Annotated in this window: 20 protein-coding genes; 9 read left to right on the top strand and 11 right to left on the bottom strand. The window is 55.9% G+C overall.

Features of this window, described 5'->3' with window-relative positions; translation table 11 throughout:
- Positions 1-191: 191 nt before the first annotated feature.
- The 8 genes from PA598K_RS17030 to PA598K_RS16995 all read left to right on the top strand — a co-directional run bounded on the left by PA598K_RS17030 (position 192) and on the right by PA598K_RS16995 (position 8,622).
- Positions 192-629, top strand: coding sequence for a MarR family winged helix-turn-helix transcriptional regulator (locus PA598K_RS17030; RefSeq protein ID WP_128658115.1), 438 nt, complete (start codon positions 192-194; stop codon positions 627-629).
- 42 nt (positions 630-671) lie between these two features.
- Positions 672-2,276 carry an MDR family MFS transporter gene (locus PA598K_RS17025; RefSeq protein WP_128658114.1) on the top strand — a complete coding sequence of 535 codons (1,605 nt, stop codon included), beginning with the start codon at positions 672-674 and terminating at the stop codon, positions 2,274-2,276.
- Between the two features lie 154 nt (positions 2,277-2,430).
- Positions 2,431-3,228 (top strand): polysaccharide deacetylase family protein, encoded by a 798-nt coding sequence (locus tag PA598K_RS17020; protein ID WP_185602044.1) that lies wholly within the window; start codon positions 2,431-2,433, stop codon positions 3,226-3,228.
- Between the two features lie 240 nt (positions 3,229-3,468).
- Complete coding sequence (locus tag PA598K_RS17015) at positions 3,469-4,266, top strand: SDR family oxidoreductase (RefSeq protein WP_128658112.1); 798 nt, start codon at positions 3,469-3,471, stop codon at positions 4,264-4,266.
- Positions 4,267-4,617: 351 nt separating this feature from the next.
- Positions 4,618-5,577, top strand: a complete 960-nt coding sequence (locus tag PA598K_RS17010) for a 6-bladed beta-propeller (protein WP_185602040.1) — start codon at positions 4,618-4,620, stop codon at positions 5,575-5,577.
- 1 nt (position 5,578) lies between these two features.
- Complete coding sequence (locus PA598K_RS17005) at positions 5,579-6,700, top strand: ABC transporter permease (RefSeq protein ID WP_128658110.1); 1,122 nt, start codon at positions 5,579-5,581, stop codon at positions 6,698-6,700.
- Complete coding sequence (locus PA598K_RS17000; RefSeq protein ID WP_128658109.1) at positions 6,697-7,944, top strand: ABC transporter permease; 1,248 nt, start codon at positions 6,697-6,699, stop codon at positions 7,942-7,944. Before PA598K_RS17005 ends, PA598K_RS17000 begins: the two co-directional genes overlap by 4 nt.
- A 9-nt stretch (positions 7,945-7,953) precedes the next feature.
- On the top strand, positions 7,954-8,622 hold the full coding sequence (locus tag PA598K_RS16995) for an ABC transporter ATP-binding protein (RefSeq protein WP_128658108.1): 669 nt from the start codon (positions 7,954-7,956) through the stop codon (positions 8,620-8,622).
- 7 nt (positions 8,623-8,629) lie between these two features.
- Here PA598K_RS16995 and PA598K_RS16990 read toward each other — a convergent pair whose 3' ends face one another.
- The 5 genes from PA598K_RS16990 to PA598K_RS16970 form a co-directional block, all read right to left on the bottom strand.
- Positions 8,630-10,096, bottom strand: a complete 1,467-nt coding sequence (locus PA598K_RS16990; protein ID WP_128658107.1) for an NAD(P)H-binding protein — start codon at positions 10,094-10,096, stop codon at positions 8,630-8,632.
- Positions 10,093-10,518 (bottom strand): DUF2203 domain-containing protein, encoded by a 426-nt coding sequence (locus tag PA598K_RS16985; protein ID WP_128658106.1) that lies wholly within the window; start codon positions 10,516-10,518, stop codon positions 10,093-10,095. Before PA598K_RS16985 ends, PA598K_RS16990 begins: the two co-directional genes overlap by 4 nt.
- A 309-nt stretch (positions 10,519-10,827) precedes the next feature.
- Complete coding sequence (locus PA598K_RS16980; protein WP_128658105.1) at positions 10,828-11,778, bottom strand: hypothetical protein; 951 nt, start codon at positions 11,776-11,778, stop codon at positions 10,828-10,830.
- Positions 11,779-11,945: 167 nt separating this feature from the next.
- On the bottom strand, positions 11,946-12,746 hold the full coding sequence (gene zupT, locus PA598K_RS16975) for a zinc transporter ZupT (protein WP_128658153.1): 801 nt from the start codon (positions 12,744-12,746) through the stop codon (positions 11,946-11,948).
- A 420-nt stretch (positions 12,747-13,166) separates the two neighbouring features.
- Entirely contained in the window at positions 13,167-14,039 is an 873-nt protein-coding gene (locus PA598K_RS16970) for a stalk domain-containing protein (RefSeq protein ID WP_128658104.1), read from the bottom strand.
- Between the two features lie 347 nt (positions 14,040-14,386).
- On the opposite strand from PA598K_RS16970, the gene PA598K_RS16965 reads away from it, so the two are divergent.
- Complete coding sequence (locus PA598K_RS16965; protein WP_128658103.1) at positions 14,387-16,213, top strand: alpha/beta hydrolase family protein; 1,827 nt, start codon at positions 14,387-14,389, stop codon at positions 16,211-16,213.
- Between the two features lie 89 nt (positions 16,214-16,302).
- Here PA598K_RS16965 and PA598K_RS16960 read toward each other — a convergent pair whose 3' ends face one another.
- From PA598K_RS16960 to PA598K_RS16935, 6 genes are all read right to left on the bottom strand, one after another.
- A complete protein-coding gene (locus PA598K_RS16960) occupies positions 16,303-17,106 on the bottom strand; it encodes a helix-turn-helix domain-containing protein (RefSeq protein ID WP_128658102.1) in 804 nt (267 codons plus the stop codon).
- A gap of 131 nt (positions 17,107-17,237) precedes the next feature.
- Positions 17,238-18,341: an NAD(P)-dependent alcohol dehydrogenase gene (locus PA598K_RS16955; RefSeq protein ID WP_260405456.1), complete on the bottom strand. Its 1,104-nt coding sequence runs from the start codon at positions 18,339-18,341 to the stop codon at positions 17,238-17,240.
- Between the two features lie 45 nt (positions 18,342-18,386).
- Positions 18,387-18,929, bottom strand: coding sequence for a hypothetical protein (locus PA598K_RS16950; protein ID WP_128658101.1), 543 nt, complete (start codon positions 18,927-18,929; stop codon positions 18,387-18,389).
- A 584-nt stretch (positions 18,930-19,513) separates the two neighbouring features.
- Complete coding sequence (locus PA598K_RS16945) at positions 19,514-20,278, bottom strand: IclR family transcriptional regulator (RefSeq protein WP_128658100.1); 765 nt, start codon at positions 20,276-20,278, stop codon at positions 19,514-19,516.
- Between the two features lie 848 nt (positions 20,279-21,126).
- Positions 21,127-22,026 (bottom strand): dihydrodipicolinate synthase family protein, encoded by a 900-nt coding sequence (locus PA598K_RS16940; protein ID WP_128658099.1) that lies wholly within the window; start codon positions 22,024-22,026, stop codon positions 21,127-21,129.
- Positions 22,027-22,087: 61 nt separating this feature from the next.
- The coding region (locus PA598K_RS16935; protein WP_221414148.1) for an exo-alpha-sialidase at positions 22,088-23,413 on the bottom strand (1,326 nt) is incomplete at its 5' end.

Raw genomic sequence — 23,413 nt, 5'->3', positions numbered from 1 at the left:
ATCCCGTGACCGTAGGCGTTTGTTTGAGGGCAGTTTTCATCTCCCCCAGTTTTCATCTCCCCCTTGACATTTTTCATGAAGCGGAGTAAAGTACATTACGTGTTAATTGTTTAGAACTAAAATATATTTGTTTAAATGTTTAGTGCATAAATAGTTAACCTCTCATATAATCTGAATCAGGAGGTGGTGATATGCCTACGGACACTTCGCTTGAGCTGTTCCATCTGTTCAAATCCCTCATCAAGAAGGCGAATGAAATATGGAATCAGAGCAGCGGAGACACCTTTACCATCAGCCAATACCGGATGCTGAATATCCTGGGCAAGCGCGGCAAACATAAAGTCGTGGATCTGGCTGATGTGCTGCAGGTGACGCCTGGGGCCATCACGGGCATGAGCGATCGGATGATCCGATTCGGACTAATCTCCCGGATACGCGACGATGTCGACAGACGTGTCGTCTATCTCGAGATTACGGACGAAGGACGTGCGAAGCAGGCCGAGCTCGGCGCCAAATATCATGCGTTGTTCGCCGATGTCCTGAATCAGATTCCCGACGAAGACAAGGCGCATCTGCAACGCATTTTTACACATATGCATGAATTACTCGAATCCAGCAGTAAGGAGTAGATACCCATCGAACATTTAACCTCTCGACAAAAGCTGCTGATCATGCTGGCGATCATGTCCGCCATGTTCTTCGCAGCGATTAACCAGACGATCGTAAGCACCGCCATGCCCCGTATCGCGTCTCTGCTGAACGGCATGGACCTGTATACGTGGGTTATCATCATCTACATGCTGACCTCAACCATCTCGACCGTACTCGTCGGCAAGCTCTCGGATATTTACGGGCGCAAGCCGTTCCTGCTCGTGGGCATCATTTTCTTCATGATCGGCGCCTTCCTGTGCGGCACCTCGACGACGATCGAGCAGATGATCTTCTATCGCGGCGTTCAGGGCGTCGGCGGCGGCATCATCATGGCGACGGCCATCACAGCGGTCGGCGACCTGTTCGCGCCACGCGAGCGGGCCAAGTGGACCGGGATGATGATGGCAATCTTCGGCTTCTCCAGCGTGCTCGGTCCGACCTTGGGCGGCTGGATGGTCGATCATATGAATTGGGAATGGATCTTCTGGGCGTTCCTGCCGGTCGGCTTCATCGCCTTTGCGATGATCTGGCGACTGTTCCCCAAGACGGCTCGCAACTACGACGAGAAGGTCGACTACTGGGGCTCGCTGTTCTTGACGACCGCTATCGTGCCGCTGCTGCTTGCGTTCACCTGGGCAGGCACCAAGTATGACTGGGGCTCCTCGCAGATTATCGGCCTGTTCGCTGCCAGCCTGGCTAGTCTGATCGTATTTGTGCTCGTCGAGCGCAAGGTCAAGAGTCCCGTGCTGCCGCTGTCGCTCTTCAGCAATCAAGTCGTGACCATCTCCAATGTCGCAGGCTTCCTGATGAGCGCAGGCATGATGGGCGCACTCATCTACCTGCCGTTCTTCGTGCAAGGGGTGGAAGGCATCTCGCCGACCTACTCCGGCTATGTAACGATGCCGATGTCGATCAGCATGATTATCCTCAGCGCCATGACGGGGCGCTGGATGGCACGCAGCGGCAAGTACAAACGCTTCGCGCTGCTCGGCATGACCATCATGACGATCGGTATGGTCATCATGGCTTATATGGACAATATTCCTGTCGCAGTCGCCAGCATGATCGTATTCGGCATCGGATTGGGTTTTGGCATGCCTGTATTTACACTCGCTGCACAGAATGCCGTCCCTGCGTCTGAGCTCGGCGTCGTCACCGCCTCCTCCCAGTTGTTCCGCAACATGGGCGGCACGATCGGCATCGCCGTGATGGGCTCGATCATGATGTCGCGGATGACGCACAACATCAGCGCGGCGATGAGCAAGCTCGGTGGAGACAGTCCGGCTGCCGCCGATCCCGAGGTGTTGCAACAGCTGAAGCCGTTCATGGACCCGCAGCTGCTCACCAACAAGCCGGAGCTGGAGCGTCTCACCGCCGCCCTGCCTGAGCAGTTGCAGAACGTCGCCATTCAGTTAACGGCCCTCGTCCGAAACGCCCTGAGCGATGCGCTGACGACCGTCTTCCTGACCGGATCCGGTCTGCTGGCGATCGCGCTCATCCTCGTCGCCTTCATCCGGGAGATCCCGCTGCGCTCGGCGGCTGATCCTCGCCCGGCTGCCGAGAGCGAGAGCACACGCGAGGGCGGGGCTGCCGTGACATCCCGTCCCTCCATCAACGAAGGGTAAGCTCTCATTCTCTGAGCGCCCCCGATAGCGCCCCCGATGGTCCACTGCCGGCCTTCGGGGGCGCTTTTTGCTCTGCAGCTATTGACGCCATTTGGATCTCGATGCTATCTTTGCTAGAGATTTACTCAACCCTGACTTGAGAGGAGCTTTTATGATGACAGCTGTTCCTTATCTTTGCTTTCCCGAAGGGCGTCTGAAGGCGCTTACACTCAGCTATGACGATGGACGGACACAGGATCGTCGCCTCGTCGAGCTGCTGGATCGTTACGGTCTAAGAGCGACCTTCCACCTGAACTCCGGCAAATGGGATCACGAAGGATACATCACGCGCGCGGAAACGGGCACCCTATTCAAAAATCATGAAATCTCGGCGCATACCGTCAACCACCCGTTTCTGGATCGCACCGCGCCCGAGGTATGGGTGACGGAGATTATCGAGGATCGACGCGCGCTCGAGGAAGTGGCCGGATATCCGGTAAGGGGCATGTCCTACCCGTTCGGCACGTACAATGACGAGGTCGCCCGCACGCTGCCCCAGCTCGGCATCCGCTACTCGCGAACCGTACATAGCACACACAGCTTCGAGCTCCCAGACGATCCGCTGCGCTGGCATCCGACCTGCCATCACAAGGAAATGCTGACGATGGCCGACAAATTCGAGGAGCCGTCCTGGTCCCCCAAGGCTTCGCTCTTCTATGTATGGGGTCACAGCTACGAGTTCGACAACGACAACAACTGGGAGATGATGGAGACGTTCTGTCAACGGATGGGCGACCGCGACGATATCTGGTATGCCACCAATATCGAGATCCTCGACTATATGGAGGCTGCCCGCCGTCTTCAATACTCGGTCGACCGTACGCATGTATTTAATCCGTCGCATCAGCCGGTCTGGATCCGGATCGGGGATCGCAAGCACAAGCTGTCGCCCGGCTTAAACGCGTTGACCTAGTCGGCAGACCCTGTCAGCTAACGCCAGCCCTCGCACGCTCTCGCAAGGCGCGCCCAGCCCGTCCTCGCAGGATCCCCAGCGCCGACCGCGAGGTCCGGCGGGCATGACGGTACGGACCAGCACCGACAGCGCCGACCCGTGCGACCACGATCTGATTTCGCCCATGGGTGTGTCATGTCAACTCCTTCCGTGTAATCATCAATAGAATGGTGAACCTATAGAATAGAAGGAGTGGGAGACATGGGAAACGCAAAGCGAGTCGAGGGCAAAGTGGCCGTCATCACCGGCGGCGGATCGGGCATCGGCAAGGGCGCGGCGCTGAGGCTGGCCGAGCAAGGCGCGATCGTCTGCATGCTGGATCGGACGCTGGATAATGCCAATGAGGTGAAGGCGCAGATCGAAGCGGCCGGCGGCACCGCCGACGTGTTCGAGACGGATGTATCTCAGCCCGAGATGGTGGAGGCCGCGATGAAGGGCGTCGCGGACAAGCATGGCCGCATCGATATCGTCTTCGTCAATGCCGGCATCAACGGCACCTGGGCGCCGCTAGAGGAGCTGACCGTGGAGGACTGGGACCAGACGCTCTCGATCAATCTCAAGGGCACGTTCCTGACCGTCAAGTATGCGGTGCCTTATCTCAAGGAAAACGGCGGCGGCAGCATCATCATCACCAGCTCGGTCAACGGCAACCGGATCTTCTCCAATACGGGAGCGACGGCCTACAGCTCCAGCAAGGCGGGACAGGTCGCCTTCATGAAGATGGTGGCGCTGGAGCTCGCGCCGTCGAAGATTCGCGTCAACGCCATCTGTCCGGGCGCGATCGAGACCAATATCGACGACAACACCGATATCTCGCCGAACCTCGATAAGGTCAAGCTGCCCGTCGAGTTCCCCAAGGGCAGCCAGCCGCTGGCGTTCAAGTCCGGCACGATCGAGCAATGCGGCGATCTCGTCCTGTTCCTCGCCTCCGACGAGTCGAGCCACATTAGCGGCACCGACATCTATATCGACGGCGCGGAGTCGCTCATTCGGGGTTAGGCTTTGCTTGACCGAATTGTAATTGGCGATCCACACATAACCGTGTGCCGAAGCGCATAGACGCTCGCACATCCCGGCCGTGGTCTTCACTGCGGCCTCCCTTACATCCCTCCCTTAACTTGGTAAAAACCAGCACCAAAAGACAAGCCCGTTCACGTTTCATTCGAACGGGCTTGTCTTTTTAGAGTATGTTCAAGCTTAAGAGCCTACCAAACATACAACAGAAACTAATTTTGGGAAATTTTAAAAATAAGGTTGATTTCCCTCCCATTTCTTTTACAATAGATAATATATCCATTTAAGTAAAACTCCCTTAACAGATATTGCATTCACAAGAAAGGTATGATAAGGATGGCTAAAACGATAAAATTGTGTTCTCTAATGTTAATGTTAACCTTCTTGATAGGCTGCAATTCAGATCAATGGCCGACGAATATGGACACCATTAATATTGTGGAGACACCTGAGTATATCGAAGCGGGAAAGTATAAAGAAGCCCTTGGGCTTAACAACCCTTCAGCCATGCAATGGGTGAATGAAAGCTTGTACATAACGGACTCAGGCAATGACCGCATCGTAGTTATTGATCGTGAAGGGAAGGTGATCCGCACATTTGGAGAGCCTGGCAACGGCCCCTTACAATTTATAAAACCAACCGGCATTACAGCAGACGCCGATTATAACATTTATATTGTAGATTCCGGAAATAACCGGATCCAGGTCATCGACCAGGAAGATCAATTTATCAAGCAATATCAGGTAAGCGACTTCCCCTATTCGCCTAAATCGAGTGAAATCAAAGATATCGCCTATTTAAATCAGACCCTCTATGCCACGACTCAGACCATGGATCAGTCATGGGCAACTGTCATTGCTATCTCGAACGATGAGTCGATTCAAACGATTGGGGAAAGCCTGATCGGGCATGTCGCTGCCATCGGGGATACCCTATATTTCGTCTCCGAAGGGGAATTTATAAAAACGAAAGATACCAGGAGCTTTGAGTCGGGCAGGAATTATTTACTCACAATTTCTCCAAATGATGAAATAACGGACATACATGAAATTCCTTATAAATATACCGCTGGTGGAATCGAAGGTCACGAACAGCATATATACATGTTCAGTAAATCCTATTTTTCAGTCGATCGCTATGATCTCGATGGCAACTATATGAACACAGTATATCGATTTAGAGGAGAATTGGACGAATTGATGGGGTTAACAACTTTTACGTTTGCAGGCAATGATATTTTCGTTTTGAATTCGATGACGAATACGGTTTACTACTTGCAAAAGGCGACTTCATAACATGTTGAATAGAATCAGTTTTCACCTTTCGTCATCGATGAACCTTATACGAGCTAATCGATGGATCACCTGTTTTACGGCAACGAGTTATTTTATCGGTATATTAATGCCGACTTTCGTGCTCGCCATAATGGCCCATGACGAAAAACAGACGAAGGACGCTTTTATGCAGCATTCAGAGCAAATAATACAAATTGAAGGGTTCTCCTTTAGTCCAGAAAATATGGGACAACTGGCGGAGGCGCGGATACTGCTAAATGATCGTTTAAACCAGGATTCGGCTGTACAAAATGTGTTTTTCAAAACCGAAAACAGCGGTATTCTTGCCTCTGGAACACATATGCGCTACATCCGATATGTCTACGTAAGTCAAGCATTTGATCAGAATTTCAAGCAGTTTCTTCAAGAGGGCCGATGGTTTGATTCTTCGAGGAATAACGAATGTGTTGTAGGCACCGACCTTATAAATAAATTGCAAAGAGCCTCAGGTGTACAGGAACAGTTATATATCAATAATAAACCCTGTACCATTATAGGAACCACCGCCGTATTTCCAAACCGAGTCGTTATGCTGCACCAAGCGGAAGAGAATTGGAGAGGATACTCACAGTTCTACGTTCGAATGAAGGACAGTCACTCTGTTGAGCAGATGATCTCTTCCTTAAAAGAGTTGCCGCTTAACGTGGAGTTGGAGAAAATGAGTGTAATAAACAATAACTATTTGGCGGGACAACGTGTTAACTACAGCCTTTTGCTGCTAATAACACTGTCCGTTTTTGTATATTCCCTTATTAATATATCGAACGTAATTAAATTCATGCTCGATGAACGGAGAAGCCGGTATGGAATTCAGCTCGCAACGGGCAGCACAAAAGGGAACATCATCCTGGAGTTTTTTATTGAGCTTCTTTTGATTACCTCCATTTCGCTGTCAGCGGTACTCGGGATTCTTTTTCTTAGCAGTCCCTTTGTTGGAAAATATATCCTTCCTATTCGTATAGACGGTTGGGTTGTTGCAGCAACCTTTTCAATGAACTTCATCCTATGTGGATTGTTGAGCCTACTCTACCTGAAGAAAGTTTTATCTCAAGATATCATTTCATTGATTCGAGGTAGCAGATGACCAGAATAATGAACATCCTTCATTTAGCTCTTCACATGGCTCTCTATTACTGGAAAAGCTACATGCTTATTATAGTACAAATTGCAGCCGGAGCTTTTGTTATATACTCGTCTCTGACGATTTATGCCTCCATTGAATCACGTTACGAAGAAATGCAGGATGAGGTTCACACTCTAACTTGGCATATCGTTGCCCAGTCCTCTGGCGATTCCGATACACCGCCTATTTCATATGAACAACTGTTGCAATTAAAGCAAACCTACACGGAAGCGATGTTTCCCTTGCATTTCGTGTACCCGGTATATTATACGAATGAGGCAAATCAACTGACAGAAGCTTACATTATCTATGCCTCAGATGATTATATGCAATTCATGCTCCAATCCGAGGAGCCTTTTGACACAAGCTCAAACGTGTACGTGGGATCAGAGATAAAAGCCTTCCTCGAAAAAAAGGGCGATTTGATCAAAATTTTTCCGGGCACACCTGCCTATCGTGTCATAGACGGTTCTTTGGTCATCGACGAAGGACGCCATTATTCCATTCAACCTATTATGAGCGCTAGCGATGATAAACCTGACTCCTTTGAAGTCCCGATTCATTTTGGGGAAACGGAAAAAAGGGCTTTGTCCGATCAAATTGTGCTGCTCCCCTTAACTGCTGTGTATGAGCATTATACGCCCAAAGATGAAGGAACCTTGCGATTATCTGTACGCGTAAACCCAAGTACGTCGGGCGAGGAAGCAACAACATTAATTATGCAGGTCGTAAGTCAACTCTTTAACTGGAATCCCTCTTACTCCTATAATGTAAGCACATTGCTACAACAATTTTTGTTGAAGATGACCGGAGTAAAAGATACCGCAATTATAGCGTTCATCATTTCAATTGTGTGCCTTTTATTAGTTATCTTAGGTTTGACGGGCCTCGTTCATCTATTATTTAACAGAAGAAAACAGGGGTTATCCATTCTGATCGCTGTAGGCGCGCGCAGGCAAGATTTATGGGCCGCAATGGTGGTCGAAACCATGCTTCCCGCTCTGCTTGGCGTCGCAATCGGGGTATTGGGAGGGGCTTATTATTTGCCAAGATATATTCAATTCGATCAAATCTCAATCTCTCCGTCCATCTTATGGATGGTCGTTACGGCAGCAGCATGCTTGCTTCCTGTTTTCTTGTCATCCAGCACATTGTTCCTGAGGATATATAACCTCCAGCCGATTAAGATTTTGAGCAGAGAGTAGGGAGAGGCCATGCTAAAAATTGTGAACGGGTCCAAGTCCTATGTTCATAATAAAGAGACTGTAAACATCCTGCGGCCCTTTAATTTATCGATTAAAAAGGGAGAATTCGTAGCCATCCGAGGCAAGTCCGGTAGCGGAAAGAGCACTTTATTGCATATCCTTGGATGTATGGATCAATTGACGGAAGGCGATTATTATTCTCATGAAGTAAAACTTAGCACCAACCAAGATCACACCTTGGCTGAGTTTCGAGGGAGGCACTTTGGATTCGTATTTCAAGCCTATCACTTGGTAAGAGAATTTACAGCTCTTCAAAATATAGAAGCGCCTATGGCTTATCAGCAGGTGCCGCGCAAACAAAGACGTGAACGGGCTCTTGCACTATTGTCACAAGTAGGACTAGAGGACAAAGCCCGTTATTATCCTGCACAACTCTCCGGGGGTCAACAACAACGAGTCGCCATTGCAAGAGCACTCGCCAACCAACCTGACGTTATATTTGCTGATGAGCCTACGGGTAACCTAGATCGTGACAATGGGGATGCCATTATTGCGCTGCTGTGCGAACTTCAGAGGCAAGGCACAACCTTGGTGATGGTTACCCATGACGACGATCTCGGAAAATTAGCTGAACGAAGCATTTATTTGGACAATGGGCTGTTGGAAACGCCAGTATAAGATGTAACTAAAGTTGCACCTTCGCCAAATGCCGGCGGTACAGCCACATGACCAGCAGATGCAGCTTGGCTTGGCTATACTTGTAGACGATCCAGGGTAGAGAGGGTACGTAGTCGTGGATGGCAACAACGCACTCCCGGGTGCCCCCGATCTGTACGAACTCCAGGCGGCCACGGTGAGCAGTAGATAACTTGGCAAAAGAGCCTCCAGAGATGCGATAGCAAGCGTAGCCCGGATCGCTCCCCTCCACATCATAGGTGAGCTGGAGCAAGGGCTTGCGGTAGCCCAGCAGATAGAGACGGCTGACCGCTCCCTCTCGTTCTGCGCGGAAGAGCGGACCGGCGAATCTCGCCAGCCACTGGACATAATAATCTCCCGCCCATGCCGCATCCTTGCCTGAGGGCAGAAGGATTCGCTGCACGGAGCGGACATCGGATCGAGCGACACGCTTGGCTGCATCCGCTGCACCGGAGGACGATCCGTCCTTCTGCTTCCTGGCTTCCTTTGCTTGCTCCCGCTCCTCCTCCAAGGCCTGCTTCGCCGCTTCCCGGAACGGAATGCGTCCATCGCTCAGCCCTTCGATACGGTGCTCCTCGCTGGCCACCATGGGATGGATCAAGCTCTCGATCAGCGGGTATGCCATCGCTTTGGGCGTACCTGTCACCAGAGACACCCAGAGGCGCGAGAGATAGACGTTGAACCATGGGAAGGGGAGGAAACGAAGCCGTCGGCCCATTAGCCGGGCCGTCTGATCCAGCATCTCGGCGTAGGTCATCACGTCGGGGCCTCCGATGTCGACGATCCGACCAGCCAGCTCCTCGCGCCCAATGCTGTGACGGAGCGCATTCACTACCTCAGAGAGGGCGATCGGATGCGTCCGGGTCCGCGTCCAGCGCGGCAGGATCATGAAGGGCAGGCGGCGTACCAGCTTGGCGAGGATCGGAAAGGACGAGCCTTGCGGCCCTACGATCAGACCGGCCCGGATCGTCGTCACGGGCACGCCGGTAGAGCCGAGGATCTCCTCGACCTCCAGGCGACTCCGCAAATGACGTGAGAGCTCGTCCTTCGTCGTATCCGGCGGGACCATCCCGCTCAGATAGACGATCTGGCGAATGCCGTTTTTTTGCGCTGCCCTTGCGAAATGCGTAGCCAGGATGACATCCATATCCTGAAAGGTCCCCTGCGTCAGCTTGGCCGAAGGCATCATGGAGTGCAGCAGGAACACTGTATAGTCAGCCCCTGCTAGCCCCGATACGGCATCCTCCGCCGCATAAAAATCACACGAGCGCCAGGTCACGGTATCCGTGTCCTGGCGCTCGTCTCCGTTGCGGGAGAGGGCGATCACCTCGACATCTGCCGTTAGCGCCTCCAGCAGGTTGCGGCCGATATATCCGCTCGCTCCCGACAGGGCGACGACCGGCCTTCGCTTGTCCCGGTTGGCACTGCCTCTCCCGCTCCATCCTTCTCGCCTCATGCATCCTCCGGCAGCGGCTTGCGACCGCTGAAGCCGTCATGCCAGCCATGATAGTGCGTGATCCGCTCCTCGCCTTCCTTCCAGCAGATCAAGGCCTCCTGGCCCTCGATGACGGCCGGGAAATCGATCAGCCCGGGACTGATCATCTTCAGCAGCACGCCCTTGCGGGAGAAGTTGGCGATCAGCATCTCGGCTTCCAGCTGCTGGAACTCAATCTGTGCCTCCAGCTCGAAGAACGGGTCCTCGCCGTCATCGCTTACCCTCCCAGCCGCTAGCGCCTGCTTATAGCGCGCCTTGATCTTTTGCAGGTCGACGTACTGCTTTTGCAGCTCCTGGGTAATCTCCTGCAGCTGCTTCAGATCGCGGGACAGCTCCGGGAGCATCGCCGTCGCCTCCGCTGCGGTGAACCGTCTTTGCACCATCTGTTCTCCCTCCCTCTCGGATACGTTAACCCAAGTGTACCGAATTGCGATCACGCTGGCTACCGCAACCTGGGCGGCCGAACCTTGCGAGCTGCTCCGCACGCCCGTCCCATTAATGAAATTATGCAGTATTACCCGTGGCTATGCCGCGCGAAACATGTACAGCGTACATAGCGAAGTTCCCGCAGAGAGAGCGAATCAGACGCAGCAGCCTACTGTAGCAAAAGCCCGATCCCCGGCGGCATTACACAGGGGATACGGGCTTCGTTCGTTTGGATGATGGACAGGTTGTATGCGTGCGGGCAATGCCTACTTCAGGTTGCGGACGAACTGACGGATTTCATCGCTATCCTTGTATTGATGCTTCTGCGCCAGCTCCATGAACTGGGCGAGCGATTTCAGATACGAGCTTTCCTCGACAGAGAGCCATTGCAGCACATTGGCGTAGCCCGTCTTGGCATTGTTCTGCATCTGCTTGGTCTCATAGTCGAACAAAGGCGTATTGTTTGTCCCCATAAAGGTGAAGTCTCTGTAGAGCTCAAAGCGCTCGCGAACCTGCTTCGCGCGGTTGGAATTCGGATACTTCTGCACAAACTGCTCCATCGCCAACGTCCGGCGAACCAGCTGTTGATAGCCAATCACCAGCGCCGCATCCTTGACGGCGGCTTGCTTGGACTCTTCATGCATAATCGCGAGATAGGCGCGAACATCCTCGCCGACATGCGAGTCGAACTGACGGAAGAGCGAATAGTTGATCACGGGATAGAACATCCCCTCTGCCGTCTCCAGTTTGTAGCCCTGAGCCGAAGCCTGATCAAGCAATGCCTTCACCTTGGCGTCCTTCACCTTGGCCCGGACATTGCCGAAGCTGTCGCCGAGCCGGTATACATCCGAGATTGCCTTTTGTACGGAGTCCGGGAAAAAGCGCTGCTCCAGCTTGGTTTGGTTGCGAAGGAGCGCATTTTCCAGCTGCAGCACCATCAGCGACGCTTGATATGAAGACACCTTGCTGATGTTGCCCTTCAGGTAAGCCCATGATGCGCTGAGCCGATCAGGCGTCTGTACGATCGACAGATACGTGTTGTAAATCTGGTCGGATGAGCTTGATGTTGCCTGGGTCTGTACGGTTGCAGGCGTCGTATTTGAAGGAGAAGCGAGCGTCACCGCAGGCGCCAGCGCCTGCGTTCCGAGCAGCAGCGCCGCCATGCCGGTGAGGGTCCAGCCGTGAAGTTGTGGGAGAAGCTTGCGTTTTTTATTCATGATGCGAGCACCTTCTTTTCATTCAGTATAGTAACGATATAGTTGATATTACCCACACTTCATCTCGGTGATATCACCAACATGTCTCCAACTTGTAAACTTTTGCTCGCCCGCGCCAATAACCCCCGATACATTATCGGGGGCTGGAGCGAGCTTTGAAGCTATCGCTAGATAAATAAAAGCAGGCTGACAGCCATAACCGCCATGCCGGCGATTAAGCCATAGATCGGCAAGTGGCCTTCGTCATACTTTTTGGCTGCGGGCAGCAGACCATCGAGCGAGATGAACACCATGATCCCCGCCACAGCGGCGAAAATGATGCCGAACACCGTATCGTTGAGGAACGGCATCAGGATAAAGTATGCGGCGATCGCGCCCACCGGCTCCGACAGTCCGGAGAGAAAAGAGAGCTTGAACGCCTTGCGTTTGTCTCCTGTGGAATAATAGATCGGTACGGAGACGGCGATCCCCTCGGGGATGTTGTGAATGGCGATCGCGACGGCAATCGCGATACCCAGACCAGGGTCCTGCAGCGCCGAGGTAAAGGTCGCAATGCCCTCCGGGAAGTTGTGGATGGCGATCGCAAGCGCCGTAAAGGTGCCCATCCGCAGAAGCTCCTTCTCGCGCACTGTTTTCTCCCCGTCCTCGACCTTCTTCATCTCATGGGGATTGCCCTGCTTCGGCACGAAACGGTCGATCATCGCGATCAACAGCATACCCGCAAAAAAGGCGCCGACCGTCATCCAATTGCCCGCCGTTACGCCCTGACTTCCGACCAGCGCATCCTTCGCTTTGACGAAAATCTCGATCATCGACACATAAATCATGACCCCGGCCGAGAAGCCTAAAGACAAGGACAAAAACTTCGTATTCGTTCGCGAGGCGAAAAACGCAATCAAGCTGCCAATGCCTGTCGCAAGGCCCGCCATCAGCGTCAGGCCAAATGCCAATAATACATTCCCATCCATCGCATAAGTCCCTTTCATCTGCCATTCATGGCGCACAAATTCAGCTTTTCCTAGCATACCGTTTTTTCTGCGCTTTGCCTACTGACAGTCAAGACTATTATTGCCAACGGTCGACCGCTCATCCAGTCTATGCGGCAAATGCCTATCTGGTGCATCCCGGCAACAGCTCAAACACACGGCTGTCTGAATTCATCCACCCGCCGTTATATCGCTTCGCAGGCGGAGACCTGCGTTGCTCTATTAAACCATACCCCCATGCCTGCTACGCCAATGACCCTAAAATATTGACACCGCTCCATGGGGGCGGCGCATCTCGCTCCTGCGACATAACGAAGAGCCTTCATCTCGCAAAAGATGAAGGCTCTTCGTCGTCATACGCGGTCATATGCGCCCCAGTGGCGCAAACGTCTCGGCCGCCGATCAGGAAGCCGGCTGATCCAAGCGGATCGTCTTGGTCGCATGATCCCAGCTCACGGTCCAGCCGAAGGACTCTGCCATAAACCGGACAGGCACCATGACGCGACCGTCGATAATGATCGGCTCGCCCGCCGCCAGGCTCTGCTGTTGCACGGTACTGCCGCCCGCACGGAGCGTGATGACGGCGCCGGACTCATGGCGGATCGTTACCGACTTCGTCTCGCCATCCCAGCTCTCGATGCGCACGCCGGCGAGCGACTCCGCTGCCCGTACCGGGATGTAGGTGATGCCATGATGGAGGAGCGGCGATACATCGAGCTGCAGCGGCTGACCGCTCACGACGATCTGGATGCCGCCAGAGGCCGATGCAACAGGCTGCACCGGCGGCGGATCGATGATCGGCATGATCTCGATCGGCGCTTCGGCGTCTCCGCCATCATCGCCAGGGCGCACCCCCTCGCCGAGGATGTTCAGATCTTCTGTCGCCCGATCCAACGTCGCCGTCCGCGAGCAGAGGTTAACCCATGTCTGGCCATCCTCATTGGTCGAGCCATAGACCAGATAGGACTGGTCGAGCTCGAAGTAATAGCCGCAGGTGGCGCTGCTATAGGCGGTCTGCACCTCGGTCTGAGCGCCGACCTCGCCCTTCCATACCGTATCGACGTCGAACGTGATCGTGACCGGGTCGCCAGAGTTCTCGATCACTTCAGGCTCGGCGATCTCCGTCACTTCGCCCGAGAAGACGACCTCTTTACGCTCCATCTCTTCTGCAGGTCCCCAAGGCATCATACATGAACACGCTTCCGCAGGCTTCGGCAGCAACAGCAGCGTCGCCACGAAGGCCACGGCCATGAACATAGACATCCACTTTTTCATTCACTTCACACTCCTGTGTCGGGGATTGGTGGGACGATCTCAACCTTCAGACGCAACAAACTGGAGAAATGTTACTCCTAATTACCCCAATATGACCTTATAAACCCGATTGACAACGTTTTCTTTCATCGGTATAATCAGAATCAATATAATATACGTGACGGAGAAGCGGAGATCACAAGTAATGCCCTCAGGTATCAGGGCTTGCTTGTGATCTTTTTTTCTCCCTGCACGGCTAAAAGGAGAGTCATCCCATCGCACCTTTTGCGTAAACTGCGTTTAAAATGCCAACTATCGGATCAAAAATGAAATTAGCTACACCATTCATATTTAGGGGGAGTACACGAATGGATAATAAGAAAAAGACAAAGCTTGGGTTGTGGCTATCGATTATGCTAATGCTGGTCAGCATGATTGGCGCTTCAATCGTTCAGACCTCATCAGGCTCAGTTACGGTCAAGGATCTGCGTTGGGAGACCACCTCGGGATATCAAATGAGCGGTCTGCTATTCGTCCCGGAAGGGGTGTCAGGCGAAAATCCAGCCCCGGCCATCGTGACCAGTCATGGCATGTTCAACAACCGCGAAATGCAGGATGCGAACTTCGTAGAGTTGTCGCGTCGCGGATATGTCGTGCTTGCGATGGATATGTTCTCCCATGGCAACTCGGATAGCGTCCCGAATATCGGCATCCTCACCACGGGTATGTATGAGGCGGTCAAATCGCTGGCCTCGCTCAATTATGTCGACAAGGAACGCATCGGCATAACAGGACACTCGCTTGGCGGCATGTCGTCGAACACCGCGATTACGCTAGACAATGCGGCCCCGGAGAGACTCATTTCTGCGGTATTGCTCAATAGCGCCGACGCCATTTATAAAGACGCAGAGACGAGTCAGTACACCAACATTTACAACAATCGCGACGTTGGCGTCATTGCTGTCAAATACGAAGAGTTTTTCATGCGCGATGTAGATGCTCAGGGCAATCCTACTTCGCCGACCAAATACCCGCAGTATGGCAATGCACAGTCCTTCCTGCATTTTGGCACAGATCCTGCAGGCAAGGATCAACGCGCCACAGAGACATTATACAAGGAGACGATTGACGGCGAGGAAGCCCTCCGTGTCATTTACAATCCGAGCGTCACTCACCCTTGGTCGCATTTTTCCAAGCAATCGACCACAGCCACACTTGCATTTTTTGATGCGGCTTTGGGAACACCTAATCCGATCGCTCCTGCCAATCAGGTTTGGCAAGTAAAGGAGTTTTTTAACTTGGTCGGTCTTGTCGGGCTGGCGATGTTTGTTGTATGCTTTACCATTTTGATGGTGCACACGCCGTTCTTCTCTTCGCTGCGTGCTAATGGGGCGGTTGCGCCTGCCGATATTAACCGGAGAGGCAAGGCATGGTTCTGGCTGCTGCAGCTAGCGTCGGTCGCCTTTGGCACCTTGCTGTATATCCCGCTTCTGACGAATGTCAAGTCGTTTACAATGTCCAGAGATCCGTGGCCGCAGAGTCAAACGTGGGGAATCGGGCTATGGGCGCTGTATTGCGGATTGTTTGCGGTACTGTTAATGGTGCTGTTCTATTATATGAGCGGTAAGAAGGACGGCCTAAGCCTGCGAGAGCGCGGCGTAGTCATCTCATTGCCCAAGCTCGGTAAATCGATCGTACTCGCAGCCTTGGTCGTATGCGCCTCCTTTGCCTGGGTGTTCATAGCGGATTATTTCTTCAAGACCGACTTCCGTATATGGGTTCTCGCCGTCAAGGCGTTTGGAGCGGATAAGGTCTGGATCGCCATATTCCCGTATTCGCTGCTGTTCCTGACCTACTTTATCGCGAACTCGGTCGCCGTCAACAGCTTCAACTTCAACAAAATCGGCGGCAAGCGCGAATGGGTCAATACGGCCATACTCGCCGTTACCAATACCCTGCCGCCTGCCATTCTTCTGCTTTTGCAGTATGGCAACTTTTTCAGTACAGGCGAGCTTCTGTTTCCGGATGCGAATATGCAAGTCGTATGGCTCTTCCCGTTCCTGGCTATCCTGCCTGTCACAGCGATTATTGCTCGCAAAATATACCGGGTCACGAACAACCCATACTTGCCGGGCATTATTAATGGGGTCATCGTTACGTTGATTAGCTGCTCTGGCACGTTGACCTGGAGCTAATCTTGAAAAGAAGCTCTCTCTGAGCATAGTAACCTGCCAAGAAGCAGTACAAAGAGCCTGTCGGACTTCGACAGGCTCTTTGTGCTTGCTTACAGAGATGGCACGGAAGCGCCGCTCGCAACCCGCTGCATGAACCTCTCCATCAGCAGCGGCAAGGAGATCAGGATCGGCGGATCGTCCAGCCGTGGCGGGTGCAGCGTCACCTCCAGCGGCGGCGTCGGGACGCCAGGTCGCACGATGACTGGCGTACGCGAGCGGGTCCGCAGTGTCGCCTGGGGCAGCAGCATGTCCATCGTGCCGCTGCCCCAGGCGATCGAGGTGGCCATCAGGTAATAGGTGCCGGGCCTGACGCCCGTAAAGGCAAAGCTGCGCGTACGGACGAGCGTGCCATAGAGCGGCACCCCCTCGGGGATCGGCCGCGGGAACAACCCGATCAGGATGAAGCCGGTAAACGGCAGCTCCGTGTGGATCGTCCCCTCCACCCGCATCGCCGGATCGACGGAGATCAACCGCTCTTGCCAGTCCTGCAGCGACGAGAGCGACTGAAGCGAGGCGCCTGCCTCCTCTTGCGACTGCCGGAATCGCGCCGGCGACATCCCCACTCGCTCGATGAAGCGTGTCGAGAAGGTGCCTACGCTCTGCTGACCGATCTCCAGCCCGATATCACGGATCGTCAGATTCGTCTTCAGCAGCAGCTCCTTGGACCGCTCCAGCCTGAGCGCCGAGATGTAGTAGAGCGGCGGCAATCCGGTACGCTCCTTGAAGATGCGTGCGAAATGGTACTTGCTATACGAGACGTGGCTGGCAAGCGCGCCAAGCTCGATCGGCTCGAATAAATGCGCGTGAATATAAGCGACCGCTGCATCGATCTCTGCATACCTATCCGAGTCCATCGCTGCACATCTCTCCCCTGTTCATTCAAGAACACTTGTTCGATTCACTGTCGATAGTGTACCATAATTATCGAACAATTGGGAACCCCTGTGCGGCAGATTTGTCGTCTATTCCTCCAACTGTCAGACGCTCACGCCTCTGGCTGCCCGTTCGGGTAGACCATCACCTTGAGGCTGCCCTGCTTGTTGGTCAGCGCTCGCTCCAGCGCCGCTTGCGTCTGCTCCAGCGAGTAGCGGTCCGTCACCATCGACAGGATGTCCATCGCACCGGCCGAGAGGAAGCGGATTGCTTGCTCGTAGGTGTTGGTATAGCGGAAAATCCCGTGGATGTCGACCTCCTTGTCGCAAATATCGGCGATCGGCAGACCGACCTCGCTTGTCGGCGGCAGGCCAACAATCGACAGCTTGCCGCCGCGTCGCACGACGTCGAGAGCCGTCCGCAGCGCTACAGGATGGCCCGCAGTCTCAATCGCAGTATCGACGCCCTCTCCGCCGGTAAGCTCGCGGATCGCGCTTGCCGGATCGCCCGATCGGCCCGGGATGATATCCGTGGCGCCGAGCGCCAGCGCGGCTTGCAGCCGTCTCTCCTCCAGGTCGCTGACGAGGATGCGCGAGGCGCCGTATGCCCGCGCTGCAGCCACCGCCAGCAGTCCGACCGGCCCTGCGCCGATGATGGCGACGCTGCCTCCTGGCTGGAAGCTGGCGCGATTCAGCGCATGGATGCCGACCGAGAGCGGCTCAACCATCGACGCCTCTTCATAGGAGACATGATCCGGGATCGGGAACAGGAAGTCCTCGCGATGCGCGATATACTGCACGAATGCGCCGTCCACTGGCGGTGTTGCCAGGAACTGCACATCGGGACAGAGGTTGTACCGGCCGCCCTTGCAATGGCGGCACAGACCGCAGGTGACGCCCGGCTCCACGGCGACTCGGTCGCCTGGGCGGAAGCGAGTCGCCCGCTCGCCGCAAGCGACGACGATGCCGGCGCATTCGTGACCGAGAATGATCGGCTTCTCGACCACATACGGACCGATCCGGCCATGCTCATAATAGTGCACATCGGAGCCGCAGACGCCGACCGCCATCACCTTGACCAGCACCTCATCGGCTGCCGGTTGCGGCACCGCCTGCTCCTCCATGACGATCTCGCCCGGCTTGGTCATCACCGCCGCCAGCATCCGCTGGGGCAGCGCATGCATAGCTTGTTCATCCTCTACTCTCTGTTGCTGCATTGCCCATCATCCTCCCTCTCTCAGTTCAGTCGTACTGCGGACAGCTTATCGCTGCTTCCTGCGGATGGCTATCGTAGCTCCCAGCAGGAACAGGACGAGCGCCACAATCCCGCCATACAGCGCCCAGCCGCCCCAGTCTGTATTGCGCGTCTCCGTGACCGGAGCATCGTATTCGTCCAGGTAGGCCAGCATATCCGATGCTTCGGCGATCGGCTTCGATGGCGCACAGAGCGGATTATGCCATTGACCGTCCTTTTGATTCAAAAAGAACAGATACGTCTCACCCTTCTCGCTCGGACCGTTCAGCGCCCCCCAAGTGAAATCCTCCCGGATCGTCAACTGGCTCTCGACCTTGCCCTTGAAGCTGCGCTCCACCGCGAGCTTCACCTTGTTCTCCCCAGAGAACGGCGAGACCCGTCTGACGCTCTCCACCTTGGCTACGACGATCCGGTCGTATTTCGTATAAGCCTCCTCAACATTCGGCACGCTCACACAGCTCAAGGCATCCGCTCGCGGCGACAGTACGCCAAGCAGCAGCAACGCCGCAAACCAAACCAGCCCCCAACGAATCCAACTAGCGCTCTTCAAACGACCCATCTCCTCCCATATGTCACCAATAGAGACGAGATAGTCGGCATATAGGTTGCGTCCGGCGGCATCGAAGCGCTTGCAAGCTTGCGAAGCATCAGCGGGCGCATCGACGCGCGTGGCTGTGTACAGCTAAGCGCCGGCGCGAGCGGCTATGGTAGCTAAGCGCCAGCGCAGGGCTGGCGGACTTTGTAGCTTTCAGCCTCACAATAGGACTGAGAGCCTCGGATGTTTGGCGAATCGCTCGAATGGGAGGCGGGTAACCAGCGAATGGACAGCGATGCTTATCTGAACGCCATTGGCCTGCGCGGGTGGCCAGCAATGCCTGACAGGTCGCCGTGACGGATTGGCCGTTCGCGGCGGCCAGCAGGACGCCTGGCGGATCGTTTGTGGACGACCGTGACAGATGGCTGGCGTACAGAGCAGGTGTCTGGGGACGGGTCGAGCTTGCCTGCTGCCGTCCAGTCATACACGGTGCCGCGGACAGGCGACGTAGACGCTGCTGACTCTAGTGCTGGCAGTGGGCCAGACAGCAGGCAAGCTCCATCGTAGCTGGCGCGGGGGCTGTCCAACATTGCCAGCGGCTAGCGCGCCTCCCGGTAACCCAACCGTTGCGAGATGGCCGCAGCCTCGCCCCGCAGCAGCTCGATCAACTCAGCTAACTCGGCGTCATCGACGTGAGCGACCATCGTCGAGATGCTCATCGCTGCCGCTATGCTCCCCGAGTGGTTGAAGATCGGCGCAGCGGCACAACGGACGCCTGGCTCATTCTCCTCTCGATCATAGCCGATACCCTCGGCTCGCACCTGCTCCAGCTCTGCCAGGAATCGCGCCTCGGAATCAATCGTATGCTCTGTACGCGTCGCGTAGGTGTAGCCGCGCAGCAATCGCTCCAATTGCGGGGGCTTTTGGAAAGCCGCCAGCACCTTGCCCACGGCGCTGCTGTGGAGCGGCACGCGGCGACCGATCCGCGAGTAACGTATCGCTGCCCGCGCACCTTCCACCTTGTCGATGTACACGCCTTCAGCGCCATCCAGGATGACCAGATGCGTGGTCTGCCCTTTAACACCAGCCAGCGATTCGAGATGCGGCCTCGCCACCTCGCGCAGATCCATCCCTCGCAGCAGCAGTTGCCCCTTCTCGAGCAGCGTCATGCCTAGCCGGTACTTGCCGTTATCCTCGTCCTGGGCGATATAGCCATGCATCTGCAGCGTCCGCAGCAGCGAATGCACGGTGCTCTTGTGCAGCTGCATCCGACTGCTGATCTCGGTAATTTTCAACTCGCGGGTCTGTTCATCGAACAGATCCAGAATCCGCAGCGCCCGGTCGAGCGCCTGTATGATCGGCATAACGCGCTTCCTTCCTCTATCGTAGTCTCTTCGTTGCCTGCCCTCATTCTATCAGACGCACCCTGCTTCGTCCACGAAGAGAGACAACCGAGCGAGACATGTCTGGCCAGGAATGGAATGCGGGGCCACGTGTGCGATTTTTCGCTTTCGCACAAGTAGGGGCCGACTCGGGCACGAGAGGTCGATTTTGTGCGATTTTTCGCACAAGTCGGAGCCGATTGGGCACGAGAGGTCGATTTTGTGCGATTTTTCGCACAAGTCGGGGCCGATTGGGCACGAGAGGTCGATTTTGTGCGATTTTCCGCACAAGTCGGAGTCGATTGGGCACGAGAGGTCGATTTTGTGCGATTTTTCGCATAAGTGTGGGTACTGCGGGCGGGTGCTGGGCATCCATTCAAGATAGTTGGCACAAAAACGAGGTGCTCGGGGACCATCAGTGGGAGCGCGACACAAGTCACGTGTGGGACACGTGGGTCGGGTGCACGAAGAAGCGCGAGACGAGACAAGTGAGGGACAAGCGCGGCAGGTTTATGAGTGATTACGTGTGAGGCACGTGCGGCAGGTACATGAGGGAGCGCGAGACGAGACACATGTGAGGCGCATGTAACTGGTACATTACGGAGCGCAAAACAAAACACGTGCGAGACGCGAGTCACAGGTGCATGAGGGAGCGCTAGACGAAACACATGTGAGGCGCATGTAACTGGCACATGAGGGGAAGTGGCCAAATGGTATTACGTAGTATGACCTAGCTCCTATCAACCACCTGTCCGCCCACTTCCCACTCCCCCTACTACACTACTCTCCTCCACACTCGTCCCTCTTGCTACTCCGATCTGCCTGGTAGGCTACAATGCGTCCACCGGCGGCAGTGCCGCCAGATCGGCTGCCAGCTGTCGGATCGCGTCCGGCTCCAGATCGAGCTGCGGCGCCCGCATGACCCCGGCGTCGATGCCGCGCAGTCTCAGCGCTTCCTTGAAATAGGACATGTTGCTGCCGCTGCGCAACGCCTCGCAATAGGAAGTTGCCACGCGTTGGCAATCGCGCGCCCGGTCCAGGTCGCCGGCGCGGAAGGCGTCGTAGATCGCTACGAACGGCTCCGGGTAAACGCACGACACGCCGGAGATTACGCCGGCGCAGCCCTGCGCCAGGGCAGGCAGCATGAGACGATCCGCGCCTTGCATGACGGCGAAGCTGCCATCCCGTATGCGCAGGTACTCGTCGGTGCGGAGCAGGTCCGGCCAGCTGTACTTGACGCCGACGACGTTGGCGCAGCGCGCTGCGATCCGCGCCGCGACCTCCGGCTTCAGATCATTGGCGGCGCATTGCGGGATGTTGTATAGATAGACGGGAAAGTCCTGCCGCAGGCTGCCCGCGACCGTTACATAGTACTGCTCCAGCTCCCGATCGTTGGCCCCCAGGAACATCGGCGTGACGACGCCGACGCCGTCGGCCCCGATATGCTGCGCGTGCCGGGCCAGTCGGATCGTCGCCTCTTGAGTCGCCGCACCCGCATGGATGTAGACGACGACACGACCTGCGGCGCGCTCGACGACGGTCTCCGCTACCGCCATCCGTTCCTCCTCCGACAGTCGCACCATCTCGCCCGTCGTGCCGAGCGGGAACAGCCCGTGCACGCCTGCGCCGACGAGATGGTCGACGAGCGCCTCCACTTTGCCCAGGTCGACCGAGCCGTCCGCCCCGAATGGCGTGACCATAGCCGTTGTAACCCCATATAGCTTCTTCATCCTTGCCCCTCTCCCGCCTTTTGGCGACTATCATTCAGTTAGCCCGCTCCGCTGGCGCCCCTCATTCGTCAGAGCTACCGTCCAGCCCGGGCGTACCCTCCATAACCCACGCCAGATTGAAGCAATAATGGATGCGGCTGCTGAGCAGATGGATACGACCGTCCTGCCCCTGTACCATCGCCAGATAGCCCTTGGGCTCGGCATGCGACCGATCCATCCGGAATTCGCCCGTCCAGGCGCCGCCGTCCCACATGCCCTCGTCCGCATCGGTCGTCACCAGCCGCTTATACGGCCAAGTCTCGCCGTCATCGAAGGAGACGGCAGCGAACAGTCCCTGCACCGGGCGCCGCTCGCCCAAGCGATCGCGGAGCTCCATCCCGTCGGCGAACGACGCCATGAACAGTACGCCCTCCTGCAGCCGCCGCAAGACGGCGCGTTGGCCCATGCCGATCGGGTCGAACTCGCTCTCGCTGTAGGTCCAGGTGCGGCCTTTGTCAGAGGAGATGCTCCGGGCCATCCGGCCGTGCACCTCATCGCCGCGGCCGTAGGCGAGCAGCCGCCCATCCGCCAGCTCGACGACTGGCGCATGGATGCCGCGGATCAGTCCGCCGGAGTCGTACCAGGAGTCGCCATCGTCGTCGCTCAGCCACACCATGCTGCCGCCGGTGCTGCCCGTCTCGGCGTCGCACGAGAAGACCAGCGTCCCGTCGCTCATCCGGAACAACGACGGGATCGGCATCGTCCGCACGCCATGCTCGGGGTGGAGGATGCGCGCCTTGCTCCAGGTCGCCCCGTGGTCCATCGAGGTACGGTGCACGGGTACCAGCGTTCCCCAGGTGCCTGCGGCTCCCAGTCCGCAGATGTGGTGCAGCTTGCCCGTCTCGTCCAGCCAGAGCGCGCCGCCGGTCATGTTGCGATCCGGCGCATCCCAGAACAACGACGCCTCGTCCCACTCGTCTTGTCCCCAGCGCAGCCGACTCGCCACCAGCTTCATCTCCCGGCCACTCTCCTCATTGGTCGTGAACCAGACCGCGAGCAAGTCGCCGTTCGCCGCCTCGGCGACGTAGGGCGAGTGGTTATGGCGGAAAAACGGCCCGCGTTCGCTCGGCGTCAGCTTCACGTAGACGCGAGGGGCGGCAAAGAGAGGCGCTTGCTCCATGCTGACCCCATCGCCCGTCCCTTGGACAGACACGCTTAACGCCCCCGACAGCTCTGAATCTGCTGGCGGCACAGCCGCAGTGGGCTCACCGTCCAAAGTCGTGGCCGATGTCGACCTTATACTCGACGTTCCCGCCACCGACTGCCGCCCCACTCGCACTGTCTGCGAGACGTCCTGCTGCACTGGATAAAGCGGAGCAGGCGGCAGCGGCTCGGTCGCTACCGGCTC

Source organism: Paenibacillus sp. 598K, from assembly GCF_003851045.1.
Lineage (GTDB): Bacteria > Bacillota > Bacilli > Paenibacillales > Paenibacillaceae > Paenibacillus_D.
This window is presented reverse-complemented; position numbering and strand designations above follow the sequence as displayed.